The organism is Devosia sp. P3_B2 (genome assembly GCF_056402875.1).
Window position 1 is genome coordinate 14,700 of sequence record NZ_JBFUGO010000010.1, and the last position, 20,878, is coordinate 35,577.

The 20,878-nt window shown below is 66.1% G+C and carries 20 protein-coding genes; 7 read left to right on the forward strand and 13 right to left on the reverse strand.

All coding sequences use genetic code 11. The features are described from left to right. Positions 1 to 114: 114 nt before the first annotated feature. A complete protein-coding gene (gene gltX, locus AC1DV8_RS14950; protein ID WP_477149393.1) occupies positions 115 to 1,530 on the reverse strand; it encodes a glutamate--tRNA ligase in 1,416 nt (471 codons plus the stop codon). A gap of 206 nt (positions 1,531 to 1,736) precedes the next feature. Between gltX and AC1DV8_RS14955 the strand changes: the two genes are divergently transcribed. Continuing rightward, a complete protein-coding gene (locus AC1DV8_RS14955; protein WP_477158017.1) occupies positions 1,737 to 3,806 on the forward strand; it encodes a ComEC/Rec2 family competence protein in 2,070 nt (689 codons plus the stop codon). Here AC1DV8_RS14955 and AC1DV8_RS14960 read toward each other — a convergent pair. The 5 genes from AC1DV8_RS14960 to lexA form a co-directional block, all read right to left on the reverse strand. Next, on the reverse strand, positions 3,775 to 5,733 hold the full coding sequence (locus AC1DV8_RS14960) for a beta-galactosidase (protein WP_477158018.1): 1,959 nt from the start codon (positions 5,731 to 5,733) through the stop codon (positions 3,775 to 3,777). The genes AC1DV8_RS14955 and AC1DV8_RS14960 overlap by 32 nt on opposite strands. 7 nt (positions 5,734 to 5,740) lie before the next feature. Further along, a complete protein-coding gene (locus AC1DV8_RS14965; protein ID WP_477158019.1) occupies positions 5,741 to 6,613 on the reverse strand; it encodes an SMP-30/gluconolactonase/LRE family protein in 873 nt (290 codons plus the stop codon). Continuing rightward, positions 6,610 to 7,221 carry a 2-dehydro-3-deoxy-6-phosphogalactonate aldolase gene (locus AC1DV8_RS14970; RefSeq protein ID WP_477158020.1) on the reverse strand — a complete coding sequence of 204 codons (612 nt, stop codon included), beginning with the start codon at positions 7,219 to 7,221 and terminating at the stop codon, positions 6,610 to 6,612. Before AC1DV8_RS14970 ends, AC1DV8_RS14965 begins: the two co-directional genes overlap by 4 nt. 6 nt (positions 7,222 to 7,227) lie before the next feature. Further along, the gene (locus AC1DV8_RS14975; RefSeq protein WP_477158021.1) at positions 7,228 to 8,133 is read right to left on the reverse strand and encodes a 2-dehydro-3-deoxygalactonokinase; all 906 of its coding nucleotides are present in this window, start codon (positions 8,131 to 8,133) and stop codon (positions 7,228 to 7,230) included. 272 nt (positions 8,134 to 8,405) lie between these two features. Then, positions 8,406 to 9,128 carry a transcriptional repressor LexA gene (gene lexA, locus AC1DV8_RS14980; RefSeq protein WP_477158022.1) on the reverse strand — a complete coding sequence of 241 codons (723 nt, stop codon included), beginning with the start codon at positions 9,126 to 9,128 and terminating at the stop codon, positions 8,406 to 8,408. 285 nt (positions 9,129 to 9,413) lie between these two features. Here lexA and AC1DV8_RS14985 point away from each other — a divergent pair, with 285 nt between their 5' ends. Then, positions 9,414 to 9,968 (forward strand): hypothetical protein, encoded by a 555-nt coding sequence (locus tag AC1DV8_RS14985; RefSeq protein ID WP_477149386.1) that lies wholly within the window; start codon positions 9,414 to 9,416, stop codon positions 9,966 to 9,968. A 55-nt stretch (positions 9,969 to 10,023) separates the two neighbouring features. On the opposite strand, the gene AC1DV8_RS14990 is transcribed toward AC1DV8_RS14985, so the two are convergent. Next, positions 10,024 to 11,394: a sensor histidine kinase gene (locus AC1DV8_RS14990; RefSeq protein ID WP_477158023.1), complete on the reverse strand. Its 1,371-nt coding sequence runs from the start codon at positions 11,392 to 11,394 to the stop codon at positions 10,024 to 10,026. Beyond that, positions 11,394 to 12,065 (reverse strand): response regulator, encoded by a 672-nt coding sequence (locus AC1DV8_RS14995; RefSeq protein WP_477158024.1) that lies wholly within the window; start codon positions 12,063 to 12,065, stop codon positions 11,394 to 11,396. Before AC1DV8_RS14995 ends, AC1DV8_RS14990 begins: the two co-directional genes overlap by 1 nt. An 89-nt stretch (positions 12,066 to 12,154) precedes the next feature. On the opposite strand from AC1DV8_RS14995, the gene AC1DV8_RS15000 reads away from it, so the two are divergent. From AC1DV8_RS15000 to AC1DV8_RS15020, 5 genes are all read left to right on the forward strand, one after another. Beyond that, the gene (locus tag AC1DV8_RS15000; protein ID WP_477158025.1) at positions 12,155 to 13,219 is read left to right on the forward strand and encodes an ABC transporter substrate-binding protein; all 1,065 of its coding nucleotides are present in this window, start codon (positions 12,155 to 12,157) and stop codon (positions 13,217 to 13,219) included. A 209-nt stretch (positions 13,220 to 13,428) separates the two neighbouring features. Continuing rightward, positions 13,429 to 14,379 (forward strand): Bug family tripartite tricarboxylate transporter substrate binding protein, encoded by a 951-nt coding sequence (locus tag AC1DV8_RS15005; RefSeq protein ID WP_477158026.1) that lies wholly within the window; start codon positions 13,429 to 13,431, stop codon positions 14,377 to 14,379. Between the two features lie 8 nt (positions 14,380 to 14,387). Next, the gene (locus AC1DV8_RS15010) at positions 14,388 to 14,942 is read left to right on the forward strand and encodes a tripartite tricarboxylate transporter TctB family protein (RefSeq protein WP_477158027.1); all 555 of its coding nucleotides are present in this window, start codon (positions 14,388 to 14,390) and stop codon (positions 14,940 to 14,942) included. Next, positions 14,942 to 16,459, forward strand: coding sequence for a tripartite tricarboxylate transporter permease (locus AC1DV8_RS15015; protein WP_477149380.1), 1,518 nt, complete (start codon positions 14,942 to 14,944; stop codon positions 16,457 to 16,459). Before AC1DV8_RS15010 ends, AC1DV8_RS15015 begins: the two co-directional genes overlap by 1 nt. A 93-nt stretch (positions 16,460 to 16,552) precedes the next feature. After that, positions 16,553 to 16,708, forward strand: coding sequence for a hypothetical protein (locus AC1DV8_RS15020; RefSeq protein ID WP_477149379.1), 156 nt, complete (start codon positions 16,553 to 16,555; stop codon positions 16,706 to 16,708). A gap of 1 nt (position 16,709) precedes the next feature. Here AC1DV8_RS15020 and AC1DV8_RS15025 read toward each other — a convergent pair whose 3' ends face one another. The 5 genes from AC1DV8_RS15025 to AC1DV8_RS15045 are packed head-to-tail and all read right to left on the reverse strand — an operon-like array spanning position 16,710 to position 20,785. Then, positions 16,710 to 17,915, reverse strand: coding sequence for a molybdopterin molybdotransferase MoeA (locus AC1DV8_RS15025; RefSeq protein ID WP_477158028.1), 1,206 nt, complete (start codon positions 17,913 to 17,915; stop codon positions 16,710 to 16,712). Next, positions 17,912 to 18,376: a cyclic pyranopterin monophosphate synthase MoaC gene (gene moaC / locus AC1DV8_RS15030; protein WP_477158029.1), complete on the reverse strand. Its 465-nt coding sequence runs from the start codon at positions 18,374 to 18,376 to the stop codon at positions 17,912 to 17,914. The genes AC1DV8_RS15025 and moaC overlap by 4 nt, the downstream gene beginning before the upstream one ends. A 1-nt stretch (position 18,377) precedes the next feature. Beyond that, positions 18,378 to 19,169, reverse strand: a complete 792-nt coding sequence (gene trpC / locus AC1DV8_RS15035; protein WP_477158030.1) for an indole-3-glycerol phosphate synthase TrpC — start codon at positions 19,167 to 19,169, stop codon at positions 18,378 to 18,380. Between the two features lie 3 nt (positions 19,170 to 19,172). Beyond that, a complete protein-coding gene (gene trpD, locus AC1DV8_RS15040) occupies positions 19,173 to 20,192 on the reverse strand; it encodes an anthranilate phosphoribosyltransferase (RefSeq protein ID WP_477149375.1) in 1,020 nt (339 codons plus the stop codon). Further along, on the reverse strand, positions 20,189 to 20,785 hold the full coding sequence (locus AC1DV8_RS15045; RefSeq protein WP_477149374.1) for an anthranilate synthase component II: 597 nt from the start codon (positions 20,783 to 20,785) through the stop codon (positions 20,189 to 20,191). The genes trpD and AC1DV8_RS15045 overlap by 4 nt, the downstream gene beginning before the upstream one ends. Between the last annotated feature and the right edge of the window lie 93 nt (positions 20,786 to 20,878).

Below are 20,878 nucleotides of genomic sequence, written 5' to 3' on the forward strand. Positions count from 1 at the left end.
GCGGGCAAGGCCGGATCGTCGTTAAGAGGCAGGTTCGGTTGGCGTAACCCATATACCCCACCTCTGCAACAGGTGGGTGAACAACGCTGACCTAATCAGTTTTCTCAATATGCATCAGCTGGCCTGATCGCCCAGTCGTGCCAGTGTTTCGTCGCGTCCGATCAGCACCATGACCTCGAAAATGCCCGGCGAAATGGTCCGGCCGGTCAGTGCTGCCCGCAGTGGCTGCGCCACCTTGCCGAGCTTCAGCCCACGGGCCTCGGCGAAGGCGCGAGCCGCTGTGTCGATTGCTTCCACCGACCAGTCGTTGAGGCCCTTGAGGATGTCTGCGAAGGCGCCAACGTTGGCGCGCGCGTCAGCGGTCAGCTGGTCGGCGGCTGCCTGGTCGATGGCGAGCGGGCGTACGGCATAGATGAACTGCGCCAGGTCGATCAATTCGAGCACGGTCTTGGCGCGCGGCTGCAGCTCGGGCAGGGCGGCCAACACCGTGGCCTTGTTGGCGGCGAGGCCATCCATGTCGAACACGCGGTTGAGCTCCGTCGCGGTCTCCAGCATCACGTCATAGAGCCGCTGCGGCGCCGCCTCGCGGATGTAGTGGCCGTTGATGTTCTCGAGCTTGACGAAATCGAAGCGAGCCGCCCCCTTGTTGAGGGCATCGAGCGTGAACCACTCGACCATCTGCTGGGTGCTGAACAGCTCTTCATCGCCATGGCTCCAACCGAGGCGAGCGAGATAGTTGCGCAGCGCCTCCGGCAGGTAACCCATCTGGCGGTAGGCCTCAACGCCGAGGGCACCGTGGCGCTTCGACAGCTTGGCGCCGTCAGGGCCGTGGATCAGCGGGATGTGCGACATCTCCGGTACGGACCAGCCCATCCCGTTGTAGATGACGATCTGGCGCGCGGCATTGGTGAGGTGGTCGTCACCGCGGATGATGTGGGTGACGCCCATGTCGTGGTCGTCCACCACCACCGCCAGCATGTAGGTCGGCGTGCCATCGGAACGCAGGATGATGAAGTCGTCGAGGTTCTCGGCCTTGAATACGACCTCGCCCTGCACGTGATCCTGCACCCGGATCTCGCCCGACTGCGGCGCCTTGATGCGGATCACCGGGGCAACGCCGGCGGGCGCCTCGGACGGGTCGCGGTCGCGCCAGTAGCCGTTGTAGCGCGGCGGCAGGCCGTTGGCGCGCGCGGTCTCGCGCATCTCGGCCAATTCCTCGGGGGAGCAGTAGCAGTAATAGGCCTGGCCGCGCGATAGCAGCTCGTTGGCGACCTCGGCATGCCGGGCAGCGCGGGAAAACTGCATGAACGGCTCGCCGTCCCAATCCAGCCCCAGCCACTTCAGGCCGTCGAAGATCGCCTTGACGGCGCCTTCGGTCGAGCGTTCGCGATCGGTGTCCTCGATGCGCAGCAGCATCTTGCCGCCGGTGTGACGCGAGAAGGCCCAGTTGAACAGGGCCGTGCGGGCGCCGCCGATGTGGAGGTAGCCGGTGGGCGAGGGGGCGAAGCGGGTGACGACTGGAGTAGCCATGGGTCGGTGAAACATCCCGGAGAATTGGCGTTTGGCGGTGTGTAAGCACCCCGGAGCCGGAGCGCAAGGGCGGCAGTTGGCATGGCGCCCACGCCCGGTTAGCATCTCCGCCGTGATCGTGCAGAGCGGGGGCTCGGCGGGTGACCGTGACTGTCGGGGAGGTGGTGTCTGAGCGACTGGTTCCGGTACCCGCCGGACCGGATGCGATGCGTGCGTTGCCGCCGGCGCTTCGACCGCGCGTATCCCGGTGGCACGAGTTCGCGACCAGTATCGCCACGGCGCTCGAGCACCGGCGCCTGTTTCTGCTCTGGCCTTATGCTGTCATCGCCGGACTCATCGTGTCGTTGGCGACGCCGACAGCGCCGGACCCGATCGTATTGGGACTGTTAGGTGCGGTTTTTGCTGTGGGCCTGCTGTTAAGCCGCCGCCAGCTTGCCATCTTCCGCACTCTGACCATGGCCGGTGCCTTCTGGGCCGGGTTCTCGCTGCTCGCGGTCCACGCCACCCTGTTCGGCACCACGATGCTGGCGCGACCCGTCTATGGCACGTACGAGATGCGCGTCGACGAGATTGTCTCCGAGGCTGAGAGCGGGGTGCGCGCGATCGTCTCGGCTATCACGCCAACCGGCACGTCACGCACAGTCCCTATGCGTCGAGCCCGGATCGTCGTGGCTGCTGGTCCGGCACTCGGGCCCGGCGACATCATCCGGGCGCCAGTGCGCTTCTACGCGGTTCCGGGACCCGTGGTGCCAAATGGCTTCGACACGCAATTCCATGCCTTCTTCGACGGTGTCGGCGCCTATGGGAACACGACCGGCACGGTCGAGCGGGTCAGGTCGGGAGACAGCTCGGCGCCCGAGCGCATCATAGACGCCGTCCGTCGCGGCATCGCCGCACGCATCGATGCCGACCTGCGGCAGCCGGCTGCCGGCATTGCCCGGGCGCTGATCACCGGCGACCAAAGCGCAGTCTCGGATGAAGCACGCGAGACGATGGCAGCCGCAGGCCTGGCGCACGTGCTTTCGGTATCGGGGCTGCACCTCACCATCGTGGCCGGGCTGGTGCTGGTGACCCTGCGAGGCGGCCTGGCGCTGGTCGGCAGCATCCACCGGCTGGTCTCGGTGAAGCGGGTCGCGGCGGCGGGGGCCGTGCTCGCGTCGTTGGCCTACTTTGCCATTTCGGGCGGCAACGTCGCCGCACTCCGTTCGACCATCATGCTGGTGCTGGTGCTCGGCGCTATCGTGTTCGGCCGACGGGCATTGACGATGCGGAACGTAGCGATCGCCGCGTTGATCGTCATCGCCACCGATCCCGCCAGCGTCTTTCGTCCCAGCTTCCAGCTGTCATTCGCCGCCGTGGTGGCGCTTATCGGTGCCTGGGAGCTGATGCGACCGCCGGAGGGCAGGGAGCAATCGCTGCTGGCGCGCACCGGCGGCTACCTCTGGGGCATCGTGCTCACCAGCCTGATCGCCGGCGCGGCGACACTCCTCTTTTCGGTCTACCACTTCCAGCAGACCTCGCCGCTCGGCGTCCTTGGCAACCTGTTCTCACTTCCCTTGGTCGGCTTCGTCATGATGCCCGCCGCGGTGCTCGCGACGCTGGCCATGCCGTTCGGCTGGGAGGCGCCCTTCGTGGCCGTGATGGGTTGGTCGATCGACCGGATGCTCGATCTCGGCGGGATCGTGGCGAGTTGGAGCAGCGCCCTCGACTACAGTCCACTGCTGACGCCTATGGCCCTATTGCTCGGTCTCGCGGCGCTGGCTTGGTTCACCTTTATCCCCACGTGGCACCGGCTGATCGCGCCGATCCTGCTGCTACCCGCAGTGTTGATGTTTGCACTCGATCAGCCACCCGATGTGCTGATCGCGGACACCACGCAGGCGGTGGTGATGCGTAGCGAGACCGGGTTGGGACTGGTTGCGGGAAAAGGCGACAGCTTCGCTGTCGACGTGTGGCGGGAGACCTATGGCGAACCGATCGAGGCGATCTCGCCGCTCGGTTGTGACAGCGTCGGATGCTTCGGAGCCAGCACGCGCGGCTTCACGATCGCCATCGTCCGGGATCCGGCCGGCTTCCATGAGGATTGCGGGCTAGCAGACTTGGTGATCACCCACCGAACTGTGCCGGCCAGTTGCTCGGCAAGCGCCATCGTCGATGCGGACGCGCTGGTGCGGGGCGGCGTGCATTGGCTGCGCTGGGATGCGGCGCGGGGCGGTTTTGAGATCCGCCCCGCGATCCCGCCGCTCAGCCGGCCGTGGCGAGCAGTGCTACGGTGACGCCTGCAGCTTCGATCTGGGCATTGCCCAGCACGTAGCCCTTCTCGTCCGGAGCGGCGGTCAGGTTTGCCGCGGTGTCGCCGTAATTAAAGTAAACGCGCCATTCACCACGCGTCCGGCAGCGCACGCCGGCAGGCAGGTTCAGCGTCGGCACCTCAGCTTCGGCAAGCAGGTGGTCGATGATGCGCTGCATCAGTGCCCTATCGCCGCTCGCGGCGAGGTAGTTGAGCTTTCCCTGCGCCACGAGCACCGGGAAATCCTCCTCGTCCTCGATGACGATCTGCGCTCGGGTATCGAGCCGTTCGCGCCAATGGCCGACGGCCCCGCCACCCTTCACCGAGACGGTGCGCCGCGGATCGGTGCTGTCGACGCGGGCTACCTTGGCGTCGAGCAGGTTCTGCGGCAGGTCGGGACCGAGGCCGGCAGGGATCGAGAAGTTCTGGGTCTTCGAGCCCGTGCGCGGACCGATCAGCAGGTGGCCATCGAAGTTCTCGATTGCCGTCCGCAGGGCATCGTTCCAAGCGAACAGCGCCGGGATGACCACCAGGTCGTAGCCTGAGAAGTCGGTGGTCGAGGGCGGCAGGATGTCGACGTCGATGCCGCGCTTCCGCAGCGGCACGTAGACGTTGCGCACGTGCTGGTGGTGCGTGAAACCCTTGGCTTGCGGCTGGATGCGCCAGGCCCACTCGCTCTGGTAGTCGAAGACGATTGCGACGCGGCCTTTCCGCGCCTCGCCATCGAAACCCAGCTCCTTCAGCTCCCGTGCCACCTGCTTCGCTTCATGGTAGCCGGGCGTCGGCACGCTATCGGGCCGCAAGAGCCCGGCATGCATCTGCTCCTGCGCGAACGGGGCCTGCCGCCAGCGGAAGTAGCTCACCACCTCCGCCCCGTGCGCGAAAGCCTCCCAGGCCCAGAGCCTCGCCATGCCGGGCAGGGGATCGGGGTTGTAGTCGGCCCAGTTCACCGGTCCGGGCTGCTGCTCCATGATCCACCAGCGGCCATGGCCCACGGCGCGGTAGAGATCATGGTGCAGTCCAGAATTGTCGGGGTCGCCCTGCCGGAAGTACGGAATCTTGCTTTCCTCGGGCTCCGGAACGCCCTCCAGATGTCCCAGCGGATAGGAGTCCCAGCTCGCGACGTCGAGCGTCTCGGCCAGTTCGTAGTGGTCGAACTCGGTCGAGCGCGACATGAAATTGTGGATCACCGGCAGGTCTGGACGCGCCGCCTTCATCAGGTCGTACTGCGTCTTGTTGAACGCGGCGACCTGCGCCGACGAATAGCGGCGAAAGTCGAGGCAGGCAGCCGGCGCGGCCTCGGTCACGGTGAGGTTCGGCGGGTCGATCTGTTCGAAGTTGTTGTACTCCATCGACCAGAAGACATTGCCCCAGGCGAGGTTCAGCGCCTCGATGGTCTTGTACTTGTCCTTCAGCCAGAGCCGGAAGCCGATGGCCGCGGCGTGCGAGTAGGAGTGCACCGTGTCGTGGCAGCCGTACTCGTTATCGGTCTGCCAGCCGGCGAGTGCCTTGTGCTGGCCGACATGGTCGATCAGCAACCGGGTGATGCGGGCGCATTCGCGCCGATAGCCCAGGTGCGAGAAGTCGTAGTGCCGACGCGAACCGAAGCCGCGCGGTCGGCCGTCGCGATCGACCGCCAGCATGTCGGGCATCTTGTCGATCAGCCAGCGGGGCGGGGTCGCCGTGGGCGTGCCAACGATGACCTTGAGCCCGTGCTTGTCGAGCACGTCCATTGCCGCAACCAGCCAGCCGAAATCCAGCTCGTTCGGTCGCGGCTCAAGGCGGGACCAGGCAAACTCGCCGATGCGGACATATTCGATGCCGACCTCCGCCATGCGGCGGGCGTCGTCATCCCATTGCTCGACGGACCAGTGTTCGGGGTAATAGCAGACGCCGATAGCGGGAAAAGACACGTTAGACTCAGAGTTTGAGGAAAGGTTCGGCGATGCCGGGTACGTCGAGCGCCACGGCGAAGACGCTGCCGGCATGCGGCTCGACTTCGAGTTGCTCGGGCGTCATATGCTCGCGCGCGGTGGTGATGTAGAGGGTCTTGAGGTCGCTGCCGCCAAAGGCGGGGCAGCTCACCTGGCTGACGCCGGGAACCTCGACCACCTTGTCCAGCTTGCCGTCAGGGGAGATGCGGATGACCTTGCCGCCGCCCCAGCGGGCGTTCCAAAGGTAGCCTTCGGAATCGACCACCGAGCCGTCGGCGCCGCCCGGCCCTTCCATGGTGAAGAAGTCCTCCCAGGGTCCGGTCGGCTGGCCGGTTGCCGGATCGAGGGCGCAGCGGACAATCATCTTGCCGGCGTCGGTGAAGTAGGCCGTGCGCCCGTCGGGGGAGAAGCAGATCGAGTTGGGGATGCGGATGTTCTCGATGACCTTGGTGGTCTGTCCGGCGCGGTACTGATAGACGCCACCGACCCCCGCCTCGGCCTTCCGGCCCATCGTGCCGATCCAGAAGCCGCCGGTGCGGTCGACGCGGCTGTCATTGGTCCGGTTGGTCGGAATGTCCTCCTCGATCTCGGCGATCACCGTGCTCGTGTCGGAGGCAAAATCATAGCGGAGCAGGGCGCCCGACTGCACGATGCCGAGTGTGTCCTTGTCGATCACGGCGCCGGCGCTGACCGTGTCCTTGAAGGTAATGCGGTCGACGATGTGGCCGTCGGTGCCGGCGCTCAGCATGGTCTGGTTGAGGATATCGAACCAGAACAGGCGTTCGAGCAGCGGGTTCCAGAACGGGCCTTCGCCCAGCTCGCAGCGGCTATCGACGAACAGTTCGGCCTTCGAGTTCATCGTGGTCTTCCCTGATCATAGGCGGCGACGGCGGTGGTGGCGCGCGATGCCACATCGGCGGCCGACATGCCGGGCTTGAAAATGTAGGTGCCGAGCCCGAAGCCGGCGCAGCCGGCCGCAAAGTACTCGGCGAAATTGTCGGGGTTGGCGCCTCCGACGGCGTAGAGCGGGATAGCCGGCGGCAGCACCGCCTTCATCGCCTTGATGCCCTTGGGGCCAAGCACTTCGGCGGGGAAGAACTTCAGGCCCGTGGCGCCGGAGCGGATGGCGGTGAACGCGTCGGTGGGCGAGAACACGCCCGGATACGAGGTCATGCCGCGCTCGATGGTGGCGCCGATGACCGCCGGGTTGGTGTCCGGCGACACAACGAACCGGCCGCCCGCATCGGCGACCGCGTCGACATCGGCGCGGTTCAGCACCGTGCCCGCACCGACCAGGGCGCGACTGTCGAAGGCCTTGGCGACGTCTTCGATCGAGCGCAGCGCTTCGGGCGAATTGAGTGGGACCTCGATCATGGTGATGCCGGCGAGCACGAGGGCGTCGCAAACTTCGAGGGTTTCGGGAGGCGTGATGCCGCGAAGGATCGCGATGATGTGGCGGTGGTCCATGAACTTCTATGCCTGTCTTGCTGCCTTGAGTCCGGCGAGGGTGGCGTCGGTCGCATCGACGATGCGGGTCCGGGCGCCGAGCCGTTCAAAGCCCATCTGGTACAACCCGCAAAGGCCGACACTGCCGACCAGCGGAATCTCCGCCTCGCCGATCCAGTCGCGCTGGCCCCCGATCTCGGCGCCGATCAACAGGCCCGAGAGGAAACCGGCACACCATGCCGGGCTGCGGCCCGACAGCAGGGAGCCGGCGCGGACCTTGAACAGCGTCGCGGTCAAGCGCTGGGGCCGCTCGAGCCCTTGGTCGAGACCGGCAGCGAAGCCGACATCGCGATCCTCGCCCTCGAGCTCGCCACCGAGCGAATGGCGCAGCACCGAGTGGGTGCGCAGCAGCTCGAATATCTCGCCGGTCATGGCGCTGGAGAAGCGTTCCAGCTTGGTGCCGGAGAGCAGCGCCCACTTGCTGTGGGTGCCTGGCATAACCGCGAGGCCGGAGAAGTTGGGGATCAGTGCCGAGAGCCCAAGCAATTGGGTTTCCTCGCCGCGCATCACGTCCTCCGCACCCAGATCGCGGAGGCAGACGCCGGGCAGGATGCGCGGGTTGTGTGGGCCTGGCATATCGGGCGCAACGGCGCCGGCAGCTATGCGACCGAGTTCGGCGGGGGCGTCGAGATAGGGGGCCTCGATCCAGCCCTGCCGCGCGCCGGCCATGCCGCAGATCAGTACGTCCTCGACGTCATCGGCGACGCCGTTGAGCAGCGAGGTCAGCACATCCGGATATTGCTCGCGGCTGAGACGACCCATGCCGTCCGGCGACGAGCGGGAGAAGGCGATCTCACCGGCGGAATCTATTCCCCATGCCCGCAGATTGGAGGTGCCCCAATCGACGGCGACCCATTCGACCTGTCCTGCCAAAACCCTCTCCCTTGCGCCGCCAGTTTGCCGCGCATCAAGCCATGCCGCTACATCGCAATCGGGAAGGTGGTCCACTCTCCTGGTATGATCGCGAAAGCCGCTCGCAGGCGGCGCTTCAGATCCGATGCGCCACTTGCTGCCAGCGGCGCGGAACGTAACGTCTTTGCCAGCCCGGCCCTAGTGCAATTGTTGACCGCAGCGTCCGGATTCATAAGAAAAAGGGCCGGCTGAGGCAGCCGGCCCGGAGACCCGATTGGCGGCAGGTCAGGAGTTCAGTATTTGCGGAGCAGGCCAACCAGGCGGCCCTGCACCTTCACCCGGTCGGGCGGGAAGATGCGGGTTTCGTAGGCCGGGTTGGCGGCCTCGAGCGCTACCGAGTTGCCGCGACGGCGCAGCCGCTTCAGCGTCGCCTCCTCGTCATCTACGAGGGCGACGACGATCTCACCGGTCGAAGCGGCGTCCTGCTTCTTGATGAGCACGGTGTCGCCATCGAAAATCCCGGCATCGATCATCGAATCGCCGCGCACTTCCAGAGCATAGTGTTCACCCGCACCGAGCATCTCGGGCGGCACCATGATGGAATGGCTATGGGTCTGGATGGCCTCGATCGGAGTGCCGGCGGCGATCCGGCCCATCACCGGGACGGTGACCGCGCGGTAGGCGTCGGCGTTGGCCACCTGAGCCGCTGGGCGTGCCGGCGGGGTCGCGACCCGGCCAAGATTGCCCTCGATGACGCTCGGCTCGAAGCGCGCCTTGCGGCCGCCGAGCGATGGATTCATCGAGTCCGGCAGTTTGATCACCTCGAGCGCCCGGGCCCGGTTGGGCAGGCGCCGGATGAAGCCGCGCTCCTCGAGCGCAGTGATCAGCCGGTGGATGCCCGACTTGCTGCGAAGATCGAGCGCATCCTTCATCTCGTCGAACGACGGTGGGATGCCGGATTCTTTCATCCGCTCGTGGATGAACATCAGAAGTTCGTGTTGCTTGCGCGTCAGCATGGCGGCCCCGTGAGCAGAATCGGAACAAAGACTGAACGTGTTATACGTGTTCCAGTTATGTTCTGCAATCGGACGATGAATATTGCGTTACGATGGCGCCCCTGGCGCGCCGAAAGTGGCCGCGAAATCCTCTCGACGTCGGGGCCTTGCGTTTCGTTGACCTGCTGTCCACCAGGGCATACCGTCGAGAGATTGGCGTGTCGAACCCGCACACCCAACCTTCTCAGCTGGAGCTGTGCTCGTTTCCACGGGCCAGTGAACTGGACTGTTTCTGAGGAGGAAAACATGTCTATGAAATCAAGCCGTTATGCCATATCCGCAATGATTTTGGGGATATTGCTCAGCCCCACCGTGGCGGCCGAAATGACCGATGCGGAATTGGTCGCCAACGCGCTGTCGGCAGCGCCGGTGGCGGTGGGCCAGAATGCCACGGTCGTGAACTTCGATGCTCAGATGCAGATGAAGACGCTCAAGGAGGGAACGAACGGCTTTACCTGCATGCCGGACAACCTGGCTTCGCCCACCAATGATCCAATATGCGTCGACGCCGGAGGCATGGCGTGGTTGACGGCATATAGCGAGAAGAAGGACCCACCCGAGGGCGTGGTCGGTTTCGGCTACATGCTGCAGGGCGAGTCGGCGCCCGACAACATGGATCCGTTCGCGACGGCGCCGCCCGCCGGCCACGAGTGGATGGTCGACGGGCCGCACGTCATGATCTTCAACGTCGCAGACGAGATGCTGGCCGGCTATCCCAAGGAAGAGCATCCCGACCACACCCAGCCCTATGTGATGTGGCCCAACACTCCCTATGCCCACCTGATGATCCCCGTGCACTGACTACGGGATACACTGGCGCGTGCCGGCGCATCGGTCGACGCGCGCCACCGCCGGATTATTGCGGCTCGGCGGGTAGGGTAAGCTGCACGCTGAAGCCTTTGCCAGGCTGCGATGCGACCGTCAGTTCGCCACCGAGCAGACCCGCGATCTCTTCGACTATGGGCAGCCCGAGGCCAGCTCCGGGCTTGTCGCTGTTACCGCGGCTGAAGCGCTTGCGCACTGCCGCCAACTGCTCGGCGGCGACGCCCTTGCCGGTGTCGGCTACCTGCAGCAGCACCACGCGGTCCCCTGTGGCGACGCGAACCGTCGCTTCGGCGTCGGGTCCAGCATAGGCGATGGCGTTCTCGATGAGGTTGCTCAGCAGTTCACCGAGCAGCATCGGGTCGCCGCGGACCAGCGCCGGTCCTTCGCCCTCGAGGCCAAGATCGATGTCGGCGGCATGGGCGCGGACGACATAGTCGCCTGTGCGCTCCCGGGCGAGCTCGAACAGATCGACAACCTGGAACTGCAGCCGATCGGACGCAGCCTCGTCGATCCTGGCGAGGAGCAGCAGTTGCGCGAGGACGCGCTCGGCGTGCACCACCGCGGCGTCGGCGGTGCGGGCCGCCTCCCGTGCCGCGGCAGGGCTATCGGCGCGGAGCGCCAGCGCCAACTGAGTGCGGATGATGGTGAGCGGCGTGCGGAGCTGATGGCTGGCATTGCCGGTGAAATGGCGCAGGGCATCGAGAGCTGACGACAGCCGCGTCATGAACGAGTTGATCGTGTCGACTAGGCCCTGCACCTCGCGGGGAACCTCCTGTTCGATGGGGCTGAGGTCATCGAGGGCCCGCCGCGAGATGGCATCGCGGAGGCGGTAGAGCGGGGCGAGCGAGAAACCGACGGCCAGCCAGAGGATCACCGCGGCGGAGAGGATGAGCAGCGCAAGGCGAATGGCAGAGCGGAGGAGCAGGGTCTGGGTCAACTGCGTGCGGGCGATGGTGGTCTCGGCGACGGTGACCGTGAACGGGATGGCGCTGACGCCGGAGGATGCCGCGCGTCGCAGCACCGCCACGCGGATCGGCTCACCACGGAAGCTGGCGTCCGAATAGGCGATGTCGGCCGTCGCTGCATCAGAGGTCGGCAGGGTCTGGTAGCCCGTGATGAAGCCCTCCGGACCGTCGACGCGGTAGAAAACCCGGTCCTGCGCCGCCGAAGTCAGCATCTCCAACGCGACATAGGGTACGTCGACCTCGAGCTCGCCATCCTCGGTGACGATCACCCGCTCGGCGATGGCGAGGACGGAGCCGGCGAGGACGCGGTCTGAGAGTGAGGTTGCGGTGTCCCTAGCCTCGCGCCAGGTATCGACCACCGCGAGCGTGGCGACGGCAATTAGCGCAACCATCAGCCACAGCAGCAGACGCCGGCGCAGCGAGTAGGGGCGCACCATCAGTCGGCGATCCGATCGAGGTAATAGCCGAGGCCGCGGGCGACCCGCACGGTGAGCGCATAGGGAGCGAGGCGGCGGCGCAGGCGCGAGATGTACTGTTCCACGGCGTTCTCGCTGAGGTCATCGTCGAAGGCGGCCAGCGATTCAATGATCGATTGCTTGGCGACCACCTTGCCGGCCTTGCGCAGCAGGGTCTCAAGCACGCTGAGTTCGCGCGCCGGCATGTCGAGGGTCTGCCCAAACGCCGAGAGGGTGCGCGACACGGTGTCGAGCTCGATGCTGCCGAAGGCGATGCTCGAGTTGTGCAGCCCGGCTTGCCGGCGCAGCAGCACGCGGATGCGCGCTTCCAGCTCGGACACTTCGAACGGCTTGGTCATGTAATCGTCGGCACCGAGGTCGAGGCCGCGCACCCGCTCGTCGAGGGCGCCGCGAGCGGTGAGGATCAGTACGGAGGAGGCGTTGCGACGGGCCCGCATGCGGCGCAGGACGTCGAGCCCGTCCATTTCGGGCAGGCTGAGGTCGAGCACGACGAGATCGAATGTTTCCGTCGACAGCACGGCATCGGCGGAGATGCCGTCATGAACGACATCCACCGCGTAGCCGGCGACCCGCAGGACGACGGCAAGGCCGTCGGCCAGGGTCCGGTTGTCTTCGACCACCATGATGCGCATCATTGGCTCCCCGACCGCACGGTAGTTTGACGGCGCGGCGTTGCCCATAGCCCTTGTGGAGCGGGCAGGGGAGCGGGCATGGTCCGGAAATGCTCCGACTTCTCGCCATTCTCGTCCTCGTCGCAACGCCCACCTTCGCCCAGGAGGCGAAGGTCTATCCGGCGCTCGACGATGCGGTCGGCAACCGGACTGTCACGGTCTACTCGTCGCTCGACGAGCCGCTGGCGCGGCCGATGATCGCGGCGTTCCAGGCCGCCAACCGCGACATCGCAGTGGCCTATGAGGACCTGCAGACCGTCGACATCTACGATCGCGTGGTGGCCGAGACCGATGCCGGTGCGCCCACCGCAGATTTCGCGTTCTCCTCGTCGATGGACCTGCAGGTCAAGCTCGCGAACGACGGTTATGCGCAGGAGAGCAGCCTGCCGCTGTCAGCCAGTTGGCCGCGCTGGGCCAACTGGCGCAACACGGCCTACGCGCTGACCTATGAGCCGGCTGTGTTCATCTACCACAAGCCGAGCTTTGCCGGATCGAAGCCACCCTCGACGCGGGCGGAGCTGATCCAGTACCTCAAGGCCAATGCGGACACGATCCACGGCCGGATCGGCACTTACGACATCGAGCGATCCGGCGTCGGCTTCATGTTCTTTTCGCGCGACCAGGAGCAGTATTCCGACCTCTGGACGCTTGTCGGGGCCATGGGCGCGGCCGGCGTAAAACTCTACTCGACCACCTCGGCGATCGTTGATCGCGTGGCCGATGGCCGGTTCGTCTTCGGCTACAACATTCTTGGCTCCTACGCCGCCGAGGCCGCGGCGCGAAACCCCGATCTCGGCATCATCCTCCCCGCCGACTACACCATCGTCACCTCCCGCATCGGGCTGGTGCCGAAGGCCGCGGCCAACCCCGATCTCGGCCGCCGCTACCTGGCGTTCTTCATGTCGGCCGAGGGGCAGACGATCATGGCGCAGCAGCTGCAGATCGCCGCGCTCAACCCCAACGTCACCGGCGACAACACCGCCAATGCCATGCAGCAGGCGCTCGGCAACCAGTTGCGGCCCGTGCCGGTGAGCCCCGGGCTGATGGTCTATCTCGACCAGGTGAAACGCGCCCGGCTGATCCGGCGCTGGAACGACGCGCTCAGCATCCAATAGGCCGCGACAGGTTCGCGACAGCTTCGTGTGGTCTGGTCCACGCTAGCCGAGGCGTAAGAGCGCCCGGCTGAGGAGTCTGGGAGGACCCCGCAGTTTTGATCAGCGCTGCCGCAACCGCGCGGCAGCCCGCGGTGTTTCATCGCGGGGCATTCCCCCCAGGTTGAGATAACGCCGGTCGGCAACGCTTCGACCGCAATGGAGGACAACAAATGAAGCATCTCGTAGCGACTGCCCTGCTGGCCGGCGCCCTGGCGCTGCCCACAGCGGCGTTTGCCGCCGACTACTCGATCATGGCGCCTGCCGCGCCTGGCGGCGGCTGGGACCAGACCGCCCGCTCGATGCAGGAGGCGATGACTGCCGAAGGCATCTCCGGCAACGTCCAGGTTACCAATGTGCCCGGCGCCGGCGGCACCATCGGGCTGGCTCAGTTCGTGCAGGAAGCCAATGGCAATCCGTCAAAGCTGATCGTCGGCGGCTACGTGATGGTCGGCGCCATCCTTACCAACAAGGCGCCGGTGACGCTCGATGCGGTGACCCCCATCGCGCGGCTGACCGGCGAGTACGAAGTGATCGTGGTGCCGGCAGCGTCCGATATCCAGACGCTGGCCGATCTTGTCGCCAAGCTGAAAGCCGATCCGGGCGCGGTGTCGTGGGCCGGTGGTTCGGCCGGTGGCACCGACCACATCACGGCGGGCTTGTTCGCCAAGACCGTCGGCGTTGATCCGAAGTTGGTGAACTACGTCGCCTTCTCGGGCGGTGGTGAAGCGCTCGCCGCAGTGCTCGGCAACCAGGTGACGGTCGGCATCTCCGGCTATGGCGAGTTCCAGTCGCAGGTCGAGGCCGGCGCGCTGCGCGTCATCGGTGTATCGGCGCCTGAGAAGGTGGCGATCATCAACGGCCCGACCTTCAAGGAAGGCGGCGTCGATCTCGTCGTGCAGAACTGGCGCGGCGTGTGGGCTGGTCCCGGCCTCAGTGCCGAGCAGACGACTGCCATTGGCGCCGACATCGAGAAGATGGTGAACTCGGAATCGTGGAAGAAGATCCTCGATACCAAGGGCTGGAACAACACCTACCTCCCTGCCGACGCGTTCAAGACCCAGCTGGCCACCGAGATCGCCTCCACCGAGGCAATTCTCAAGGACGTCGGTCTCGTGCAATGATCGAGCCCATGGCTCAGGCAAACAAGCAGCGCCGCCCGGACTGGGCGGCGCTGGTCATCGCTGCGGGTCTGCTGGCTCTCGCGCTGCTGGTCGCGTGGGATGCCTCGCGGCTGGGCAGCGGCGGCGCCTACGCCCGCATCGGCCCTCAGACCATTCCCTATGTGATCGCCTTCTGTCTCGCCGTCCTTGCCGTCTCCACCGTCATTGCGGCGTATCGGCATAGCTTCCCGGAGCGCGACGAGCAGGATATCGCGCCGGTACTGTGGATCGTCGGCGGGCTAGTGGCACAGATGGTGCTGATCAAGTTCACCGGCTTCTCGATCGCCACCGGCATCCTGTTCGGGATGACGGCGCGCGGCTTCGGCGCGCGGCGGCTGTGGTTCTCCATTCCCGCCGGCATCCTGATCGCCGGCGTCGTCTGGCTGATCTTTGCCCGCGGGTTGTCGCTGACCCTGCCGGCTGGCCCGCTCGAGGCGGCGCTGACTGGTGTCCTGCAGACGCTGGTGCAGTTCGTCACGCTGGTCGTTACCAGCATTCTCGGCTTCTTCCGGAGCTTTGCCTGATGGATACGTTCATGCTGCTCTGGCAGGGCCTCGCAGTGGCCGTGCAGCCGATCAACCTGCTGTACGCGCTGGTCGGTGTAACGCTCGGTACCGCGGTCGGCGTACTGCCCGGCATCGGCCCCGCAACCACGGTCGCGCTGCTGCTGCCGGTGACGTACAAGCTCGATCCGGCCGGCTCGCTGATCATGTTCGCCGGCATCTACTATGGCGGCATGTATGGCGGCTCGACCACGTCGATCCTGCTGAACACACCCGGCGAGAGCGCCTCGATCGTCACGGCGCTCGAGGGCAACAAGATGGCCAAGGCGGGCAGGGGCGGCCCCGCCCTCGCTACCGCCGCGATTGGCTCGTTCGTCGCCGGGCTCATCGCCACCATTGCGCTGGCGTTCCTCGCTCCGTGGGTGGTGAAGTTCGCGCTCGCCTTCGGGCCGCGTGAGTATTTCGCACTGATGGTGCTGGCCTTCGTCACGGTGTCGGCGGCCTTCGGCGATTCCGCCCTGCGCGGGCTGACCTCGCTGTTCATCGGCCTGACGCTCGGCATCATCGGCATCGACCTGCAGACCGGCCAAGCGCGACTGAGCTTCGGCATCCCCGACCTGCTCGACGGCGTCGAAGTCACGACACTGGCCGTCGCCATGTTCGCCATCGGCGAGACGCTGTTCGTCGCCGCGCAGGGCAAGCGGGCGCCCGAGACGGTGGAGCCGGTGCGTGGCTCGCTGTGGATGAGCGCCAAGGACTGGTCGCGCTCGTGGAAGCCATGGCTGCGCGGCACGATCATCGGCTTCCCCATTGGCGCCATGCCGGCCGGCGGCGCCGAGATCGGCACGTTCTTTTCCTACGCCGCCGAAAAGAAGCTCTCCAAGCACCCCGAGGAGTTCGGTAACGGCGCCATCGAAGGCGTCGCCGGCCCCGAGGCCGCCAACAACGCGTCCGCCGCCGGAACGCTCGTGCCGCTGCTGACCCTGGGCCTGCCGACCTCGGCGACCGCGGCGATCATGCTCGCCGGCTTCCAGCAGTATGGCCTGCAGCCCGGCCCGCTACTGTTCACTTCGAACCCGCAGTTGGTCTGGGGCCTGATCGCCAGCCTGTTGATCGCCAATCTGATGCTGATCGTCCTCAACCTGCCGCTGATCGGGCTGTGGGTGAAGCTGCTGACCATCCCGAAACCGTGGCTCTATGCCGGCATCCTGCTGTTCGCGACGCTCGGTACCATCGGTGCCAACCCGTCGGTGTTCGAACTCGGCATGCTGCTGGCCTTCGGCCTCCTCGGGTACGGCCTTCGCCTTTTCCACTTCCCGATCGCGCCGGTCGTCGTCGGACTGATCCTCGGTCCGATGGCCGAGCAGCAGTTGCGACGGGCGCTCGCTATCTCGCAGGGCGACGTGATGGTGCTGCTCACCTCGCCGATCTCGGCGACGCTGCTGACGCTGGCCGCCCTGGCGCTGATCGTGCCGCTGATCCTCAGGGTGCGCGGCAAGGGCCAGGTGTTGGCGGAGGTGGCGTCCGACGGGGACTGATGCCTGCGTCATGCGCATGGCTTGCCTGCCCTCGGCCCCTCTGCCGAAGGCAGGCGACGCTTCCCACATCAGGGGCAACGAAAGGCGCTTCCGATGACCCGCAAATCCAGTCTGCTTCGCGACTTCTTCACGCTGTTTGGTGCAGCCAATGCCGCCGCCGCGGCCACCCACGAAAGCCGCAGCCCGAGGGCTCGCGACCTTGAGGCCCTCGGCATCAAGCCGGAACAGTTCCGGTCAATCGGCCGATAAGCTAGCCCCAGCTAAGCGGGATGACATCGACAATCTCGCCGGGCGGGACGCCGGGCGATTCCTCGGGCACCACGATCAGCGCATCGGCGAGCGCCAAGGACATCGAGTGGCTGGAGTCGGTCTCGAAGATGGGCTCGACCTGCATGTACCCGATGTCGTTACGGCTGAGACTAGCGCGCATGTAGTGGCGGCGCGGGCCGTTCGCCGGCAGGCCGAGCAGGGTGGGTACGCCGATGCGCGGCCAGAACGGATCGATGTGGCCCGTCATGGCGCGCAGCGCCGGCTTCAGGATCACCGTCGCCGTCACCAGCGCCGACACTGGATTGCCGGGTAGTCCGAACACCAGCGTCTTGCCGCGCGTGCCGAACATCAGCGGCTTGCCAGGACGCATCCTGAGCTTCCAGAAATCCAGCTCGACGCCCAGGTCACGCAGCACTTCCTGCACATAGTCGCGCTCGCCGACGCTGGCGCCGCCAGTGGTCACCAGCATGTCGACACCCTGGTCGAACGCGCCGAGCAGCGCTGCCTCGAGCTTGGGCCTGTCGTCGGCGACGATGCCGAGATCAATCACCTGGTCAGCCCAAGGCGCCAGCAGCGGGATCAGTCCATACGAGTTCGAGGCGATGATCTGGTCCGGCCCGAGCACGCCACCTGGGGCTACCAATTCGTCGCCGGTCGCCAGCACCGCAATCTTCGGGCGCCGGTTCACGGTCAGGCTGGGATGGTTGGCCGAGGCCGCAAGGTTCAGCATGGCCGGGGTGAGAGCAACACCTGCCGGCAGCAGCTCAGCGCCGCGCTTGAAGTCAAAACCCTGCTTGCGGACGCTCTGGCCGACGGGCGGCGTCTTCGCGAAGCTGATCTGGTTGCCTTTAGCCGTCGCTTCTTCCTGCATGATCACCGCATCGGCGCCGATCGGCAGCGGTGCGCCGGTGAAGATGCGAACGCACTGGCCGTGCTCCATCATGCCGACGAAGCGCGCCCCGGCCTGCGATGTGCCTGCGAGCTTCAGTGGCCTGCCGGGAACGACTTCGGCGGCGCGTACAGCGTAGCCATCCATGGCGCTGGCGTCGAAAGGCGGCTGGCTGTGCCGCGCAACCAGTGGCTGAGTCAGCACCCGGCGATGCGCCCGGGCAAGCGGCACGCTCTCGCTGCCGAGCACCGGCAGCTTCTTGAAGATCCGCTCGATGGCCTCGTCGACCGGCATCATCGGTGGAAATCACCCGACTTACCGCCCGACTTTTCCTCCAGCTGTACCGAAGCGATCCGCATACCGCGGTCATGCGACTTGGCCATGTCGTAGAGCGTCAGTGCCGCGACCGATGCGGCCGTCATCGCTTCCATCTCGACGCCAGTCTGCGCCGTCGTCTCGGCGGTTGCGGTGATCAGCAGGGCAGGGCCATCGCCCTCGATCTCGACGCTCACCTTGGTCAGCGGGATCGGGTGGCAGAGCGGGATCAGCTCGGAGGTCTTCTTGGCCGCCATAATGCCGGCAACGCGGGCCACCGCCAGGGCGTCGCCCTTCTTCAACTCACCACCGAGGATGAGAGCCACCGTCTCTGGCTTGGCCTCGAGGCGCGCGGTCGCAACGGCCCGTCGACGCGTTACCGCCTTGTCGCCGATATCGACGATACGCGCTTCCCCCCGCTGGTTGAGGTGGGTGAGCGCCATATCAGCCGCGCAGCAGCTTGATGGTCGCGGCAGTGACGTCGTCCTGCCGCATCAGACTCTCGCCGACGAGGAAGGTCCCGATGCCCGCCTGCTCGAGCCGCACCAGATCGGCATGCGTGTTGACCCCGCTCTCGGAGACAAGGTGCACGCCCTGCGGCACGCCGCCGGCGAGGGTCACCGAGGTGTTGAGCGTGGTTTCGAAGGTGCGGAGGTTCCGGTTGTTGATCCCGATGAACTCGGCATTGAGCCCCAGCGCGCGGTCGAGCTCGATCTGGTCGTGCACTTCCACCAGCGCGTCCATCCGCCACTCCTCGGCGGCGTCGAGCAGGTAGCGGGCCGTGTCGTCGCTCACCGCGGCGAGGATGATGAGGATGCAGTCGGCACCCCAGGCGCGGCTCTCGGCCACCTGGTAGGTCTCGAACAGAAAATCCTTGCGCAGCACCGGGAGCTTCGTGGCGTTGCGAGCTTCGATCAGGTAGCCCGGAGCACCCTGGAAGCTCGGACGATCCGTGAGAACTGAGAGGCAAGAAGCGCCGCCCAATTCGTAGGCCCGGGCGATCTCCGCCGGGTTGAAGTCCGGACGGATCAGACCCTTGGATGGGCTGGCCTTCTTCACCTCGGCGATCAGCGCAAACTGGTTGTCGGCGCGCTTCTTCTTCAGCGCCGAGAGGAAACGGCGGACCGGCGGCGCGTCATGCGCTTCGGCCACCACTTCGTTCCATGGCCGGAGGGTCTTCGCCGCGGCGATCTCCTCACGTTTGTAGACTTCGATCTGCGAGAGGATGTCGGACATGGATCAGCTGTTCGAAACGGAGATGAGTTTGTCGAGGGTGGCCTTGGCGCGGCCGGAGTCGATCTCGCGGGCGGCGAGGTCGGCACCCAGCTTCAGCGTGTCGGCGCGACCCGCGACGATGAAGGCGGCAGCGGCGTTGAGCAGCACGATGTCGCGGTAGGGGTCTTTGACGCCATCCAGCAGCCCGCGCAGGCGCGACGCGTTGTAGGCCGGATCGGCGCCCTTCAGGTCCGCCATGGTGGCGCGCGGCAGGCCTGCGTCCTCCGGCGTGATCTCGAAACTGCGAAGGTCGCCGCCCTTGATCGAGGCGACGAAGCTGGGGCCGGTGGTCGAGAGTTCATCGATGCCATCGGCGCCATGCACGACCCAGGCTGAGATGGCGCGATTTGCGAGCAGAGCAGCGGCGACCGGCTCGACCCACTTCTTGTCGTAGACGCCGAGCATGTAGCGCCGAGCACCGGCCGGGTTGGACTGCGGCCCCAGCAGGTTGAACATGGTGCGAGTGCCCATCTCCATGCGAGTGGGGCCGACATGCTTCATCGCCGGGTGGTGCGCCGGCGCGAACATGAAGCCGATGCTGGCTTCGCGGATGCACTGGCTGATCTTGTCCGGCCCGATATCGGTCTTGATCCCGAGCGCCTGCAGCACATCCGAGGCTCCCGACCTCGAGCTCAGCGCGCGGTTGCCGTGCTTGGCCACCGGAACGCCCGCGCCCGCCACGACGATCGAGGTCGCGGTCGAGATGTTCAGCGTTTCTGCGCCGTCGCCGCCGGTGCCGACGATGTCGATGATGCTGTCCGGCGCATCGACCGCCACCGGCACCATCTTGTCGCGCAGGATCGACACGGCCGCGGCGATCTCGCCTACCGTCTCGCCCTTGACCCGCATCCCCATCAGGAACGCGCCGATCTGGCTGGGAGTCGCCTCGCCATCCATGATCGTGGTCATCACCGAGCGCATCTCTTCGCCTGTCAGATCCTGGCGCGACGCGATCTTGTTCAGAGCCCCCTTGATGTCCATCACGCGGCCTTCCTGAGGTTGAAGTCGCGGGCGATGTTGAGGAAATTCTGCAGGATCGCGTGCCCGTTCTCCGACGCGATGCTCTCGGGGTGGAACTGCACGCCGTGGCTCGGATAGCGCCGGTGCTGCATGCCCATGATCAGTCCATCATCGGTGGACGCCGTAACCTCGAGCACGTCGGGCAGGCTTTCCGGCCTGACGATCAGCGAGTGGTAGCGCGTCGCCTCAAAGCCGGAATTGAGGCCGCGGAACAGGCCCTTGCCGCTGTGATTGATCTTCGACGTCTTGCCATGCATCAGGTGTGGCGCGCGGATCACCTCGCCACCCATCGCCTGGCCAAGCGCCTGGTGCCCGAGGCACACGCCGAGGATCGGTGTCGTCGGGGCAAACCGGTCGATCAGGCTGAGGCAGATGCCGGCCGTGTCAGGCGTTGCCGGGCCCGGTGACAGCACGATGGCCTCAGGCGCCAGCGCGTCGATTTGATCGAGGGTGATCTTGTCGTTCCGCCACACCTCGGACTCGCCGCCCAACTCGCCCAGGAAGTGGACGAGGTTGTAGGTGAAGCTGTCGTAGTTATCGATGACGAGGAGGCGCATGTCTCAGGTTCCAGGCTCGGACGTTATGTAAAACACCGGGTCATTCCCGCGAAAGCGGAAATGTCAGAATCAGAGCTGCCCCCGCCATCGTAG

Coding starts and splice junctions, on each gene's coding strand:
- AC1DV8_RS14970 (WP_477158020.1), bottom strand. CDS start 7,221: ATGGACCACCGCCACATCATCGCGATCCTTCGCGGCATCACGCCTCCC.
- AC1DV8_RS15015 (WP_477149380.1), top strand. CDS start 14,942: ATGGATACGTTCATGCTGCTCTGGCAGGGCCTCGCAGTGGCCGTGCAG.
- trpC (WP_477158030.1), bottom strand. CDS start 19,169: ATGTCCGACATCCTCTCGCAGATCGAAGTCTACAAACGTGAGGAGATC.
- moaC (WP_477158029.1), bottom strand. CDS start 18,376: ATGGCGCTCACCCACCTCAACCAGCGGGGGGAAGCGCGTATCGTCGAT.
- AC1DV8_RS15005 (WP_477158026.1), top strand. CDS start 13,429: ATGAAGCATCTCGTAGCGACTGCCCTGCTGGCCGGCGCCCTGGCGCTG.
- AC1DV8_RS14965 (WP_477158019.1), bottom strand. CDS start 6,613: ATGAACTCGAAGGCCGAACTGTTCGTCGATAGCCGCTGCGAGCTGGGC.
- AC1DV8_RS15000 (WP_477158025.1), top strand. CDS start 12,155: ATGCTCCGACTTCTCGCCATTCTCGTCCTCGTCGCAACGCCCACCTTC.
- gltX (WP_477149393.1), bottom strand. CDS start 1,530: ATGGCTACTCCAGTCGTCACCCGCTTCGCCCCCTCGCCCACCGGCTAC.
- AC1DV8_RS14995 (WP_477158024.1), bottom strand. CDS start 12,065: ATGCGCATCATGGTGGTCGAAGACAACCGGACCCTGGCCGACGGCCTT.
- AC1DV8_RS15025 (WP_477158028.1), bottom strand. CDS start 17,915: ATGATGCCGGTCGACGAGGCCATCGAGCGGATCTTCAAGAAGCTGCCG.
- AC1DV8_RS14955 (WP_477158017.1), top strand. CDS start 1,737: ATGCGTGCGTTGCCGCCGGCGCTTCGACCGCGCGTATCCCGGTGGCAC.
- lexA (WP_477158022.1), bottom strand. CDS start 9,128: ATGCTGACGCGCAAGCAACACGAACTTCTGATGTTCATCCACGAGCGG.
- AC1DV8_RS15010 (WP_477158027.1), top strand. CDS start 14,388: ATGGCTCAGGCAAACAAGCAGCGCCGCCCGGACTGGGCGGCGCTGGTC.
- AC1DV8_RS15045 (WP_477149374.1), bottom strand. CDS start 20,785: ATGCGCCTCCTCGTCATCGATAACTACGACAGCTTCACCTACAACCTC.
- AC1DV8_RS14985 (WP_477149386.1), top strand. CDS start 9,414: ATGTCTATGAAATCAAGCCGTTATGCCATATCCGCAATGATTTTGGGG.
- AC1DV8_RS15020 (WP_477149379.1), top strand. CDS start 16,553: ATGACCCGCAAATCCAGTCTGCTTCGCGACTTCTTCACGCTGTTTGGT.
- AC1DV8_RS14990 (WP_477158023.1), bottom strand. CDS start 11,394: ATGGTGCGCCCCTACTCGCTGCGCCGGCGTCTGCTGCTGTGGCTGATG.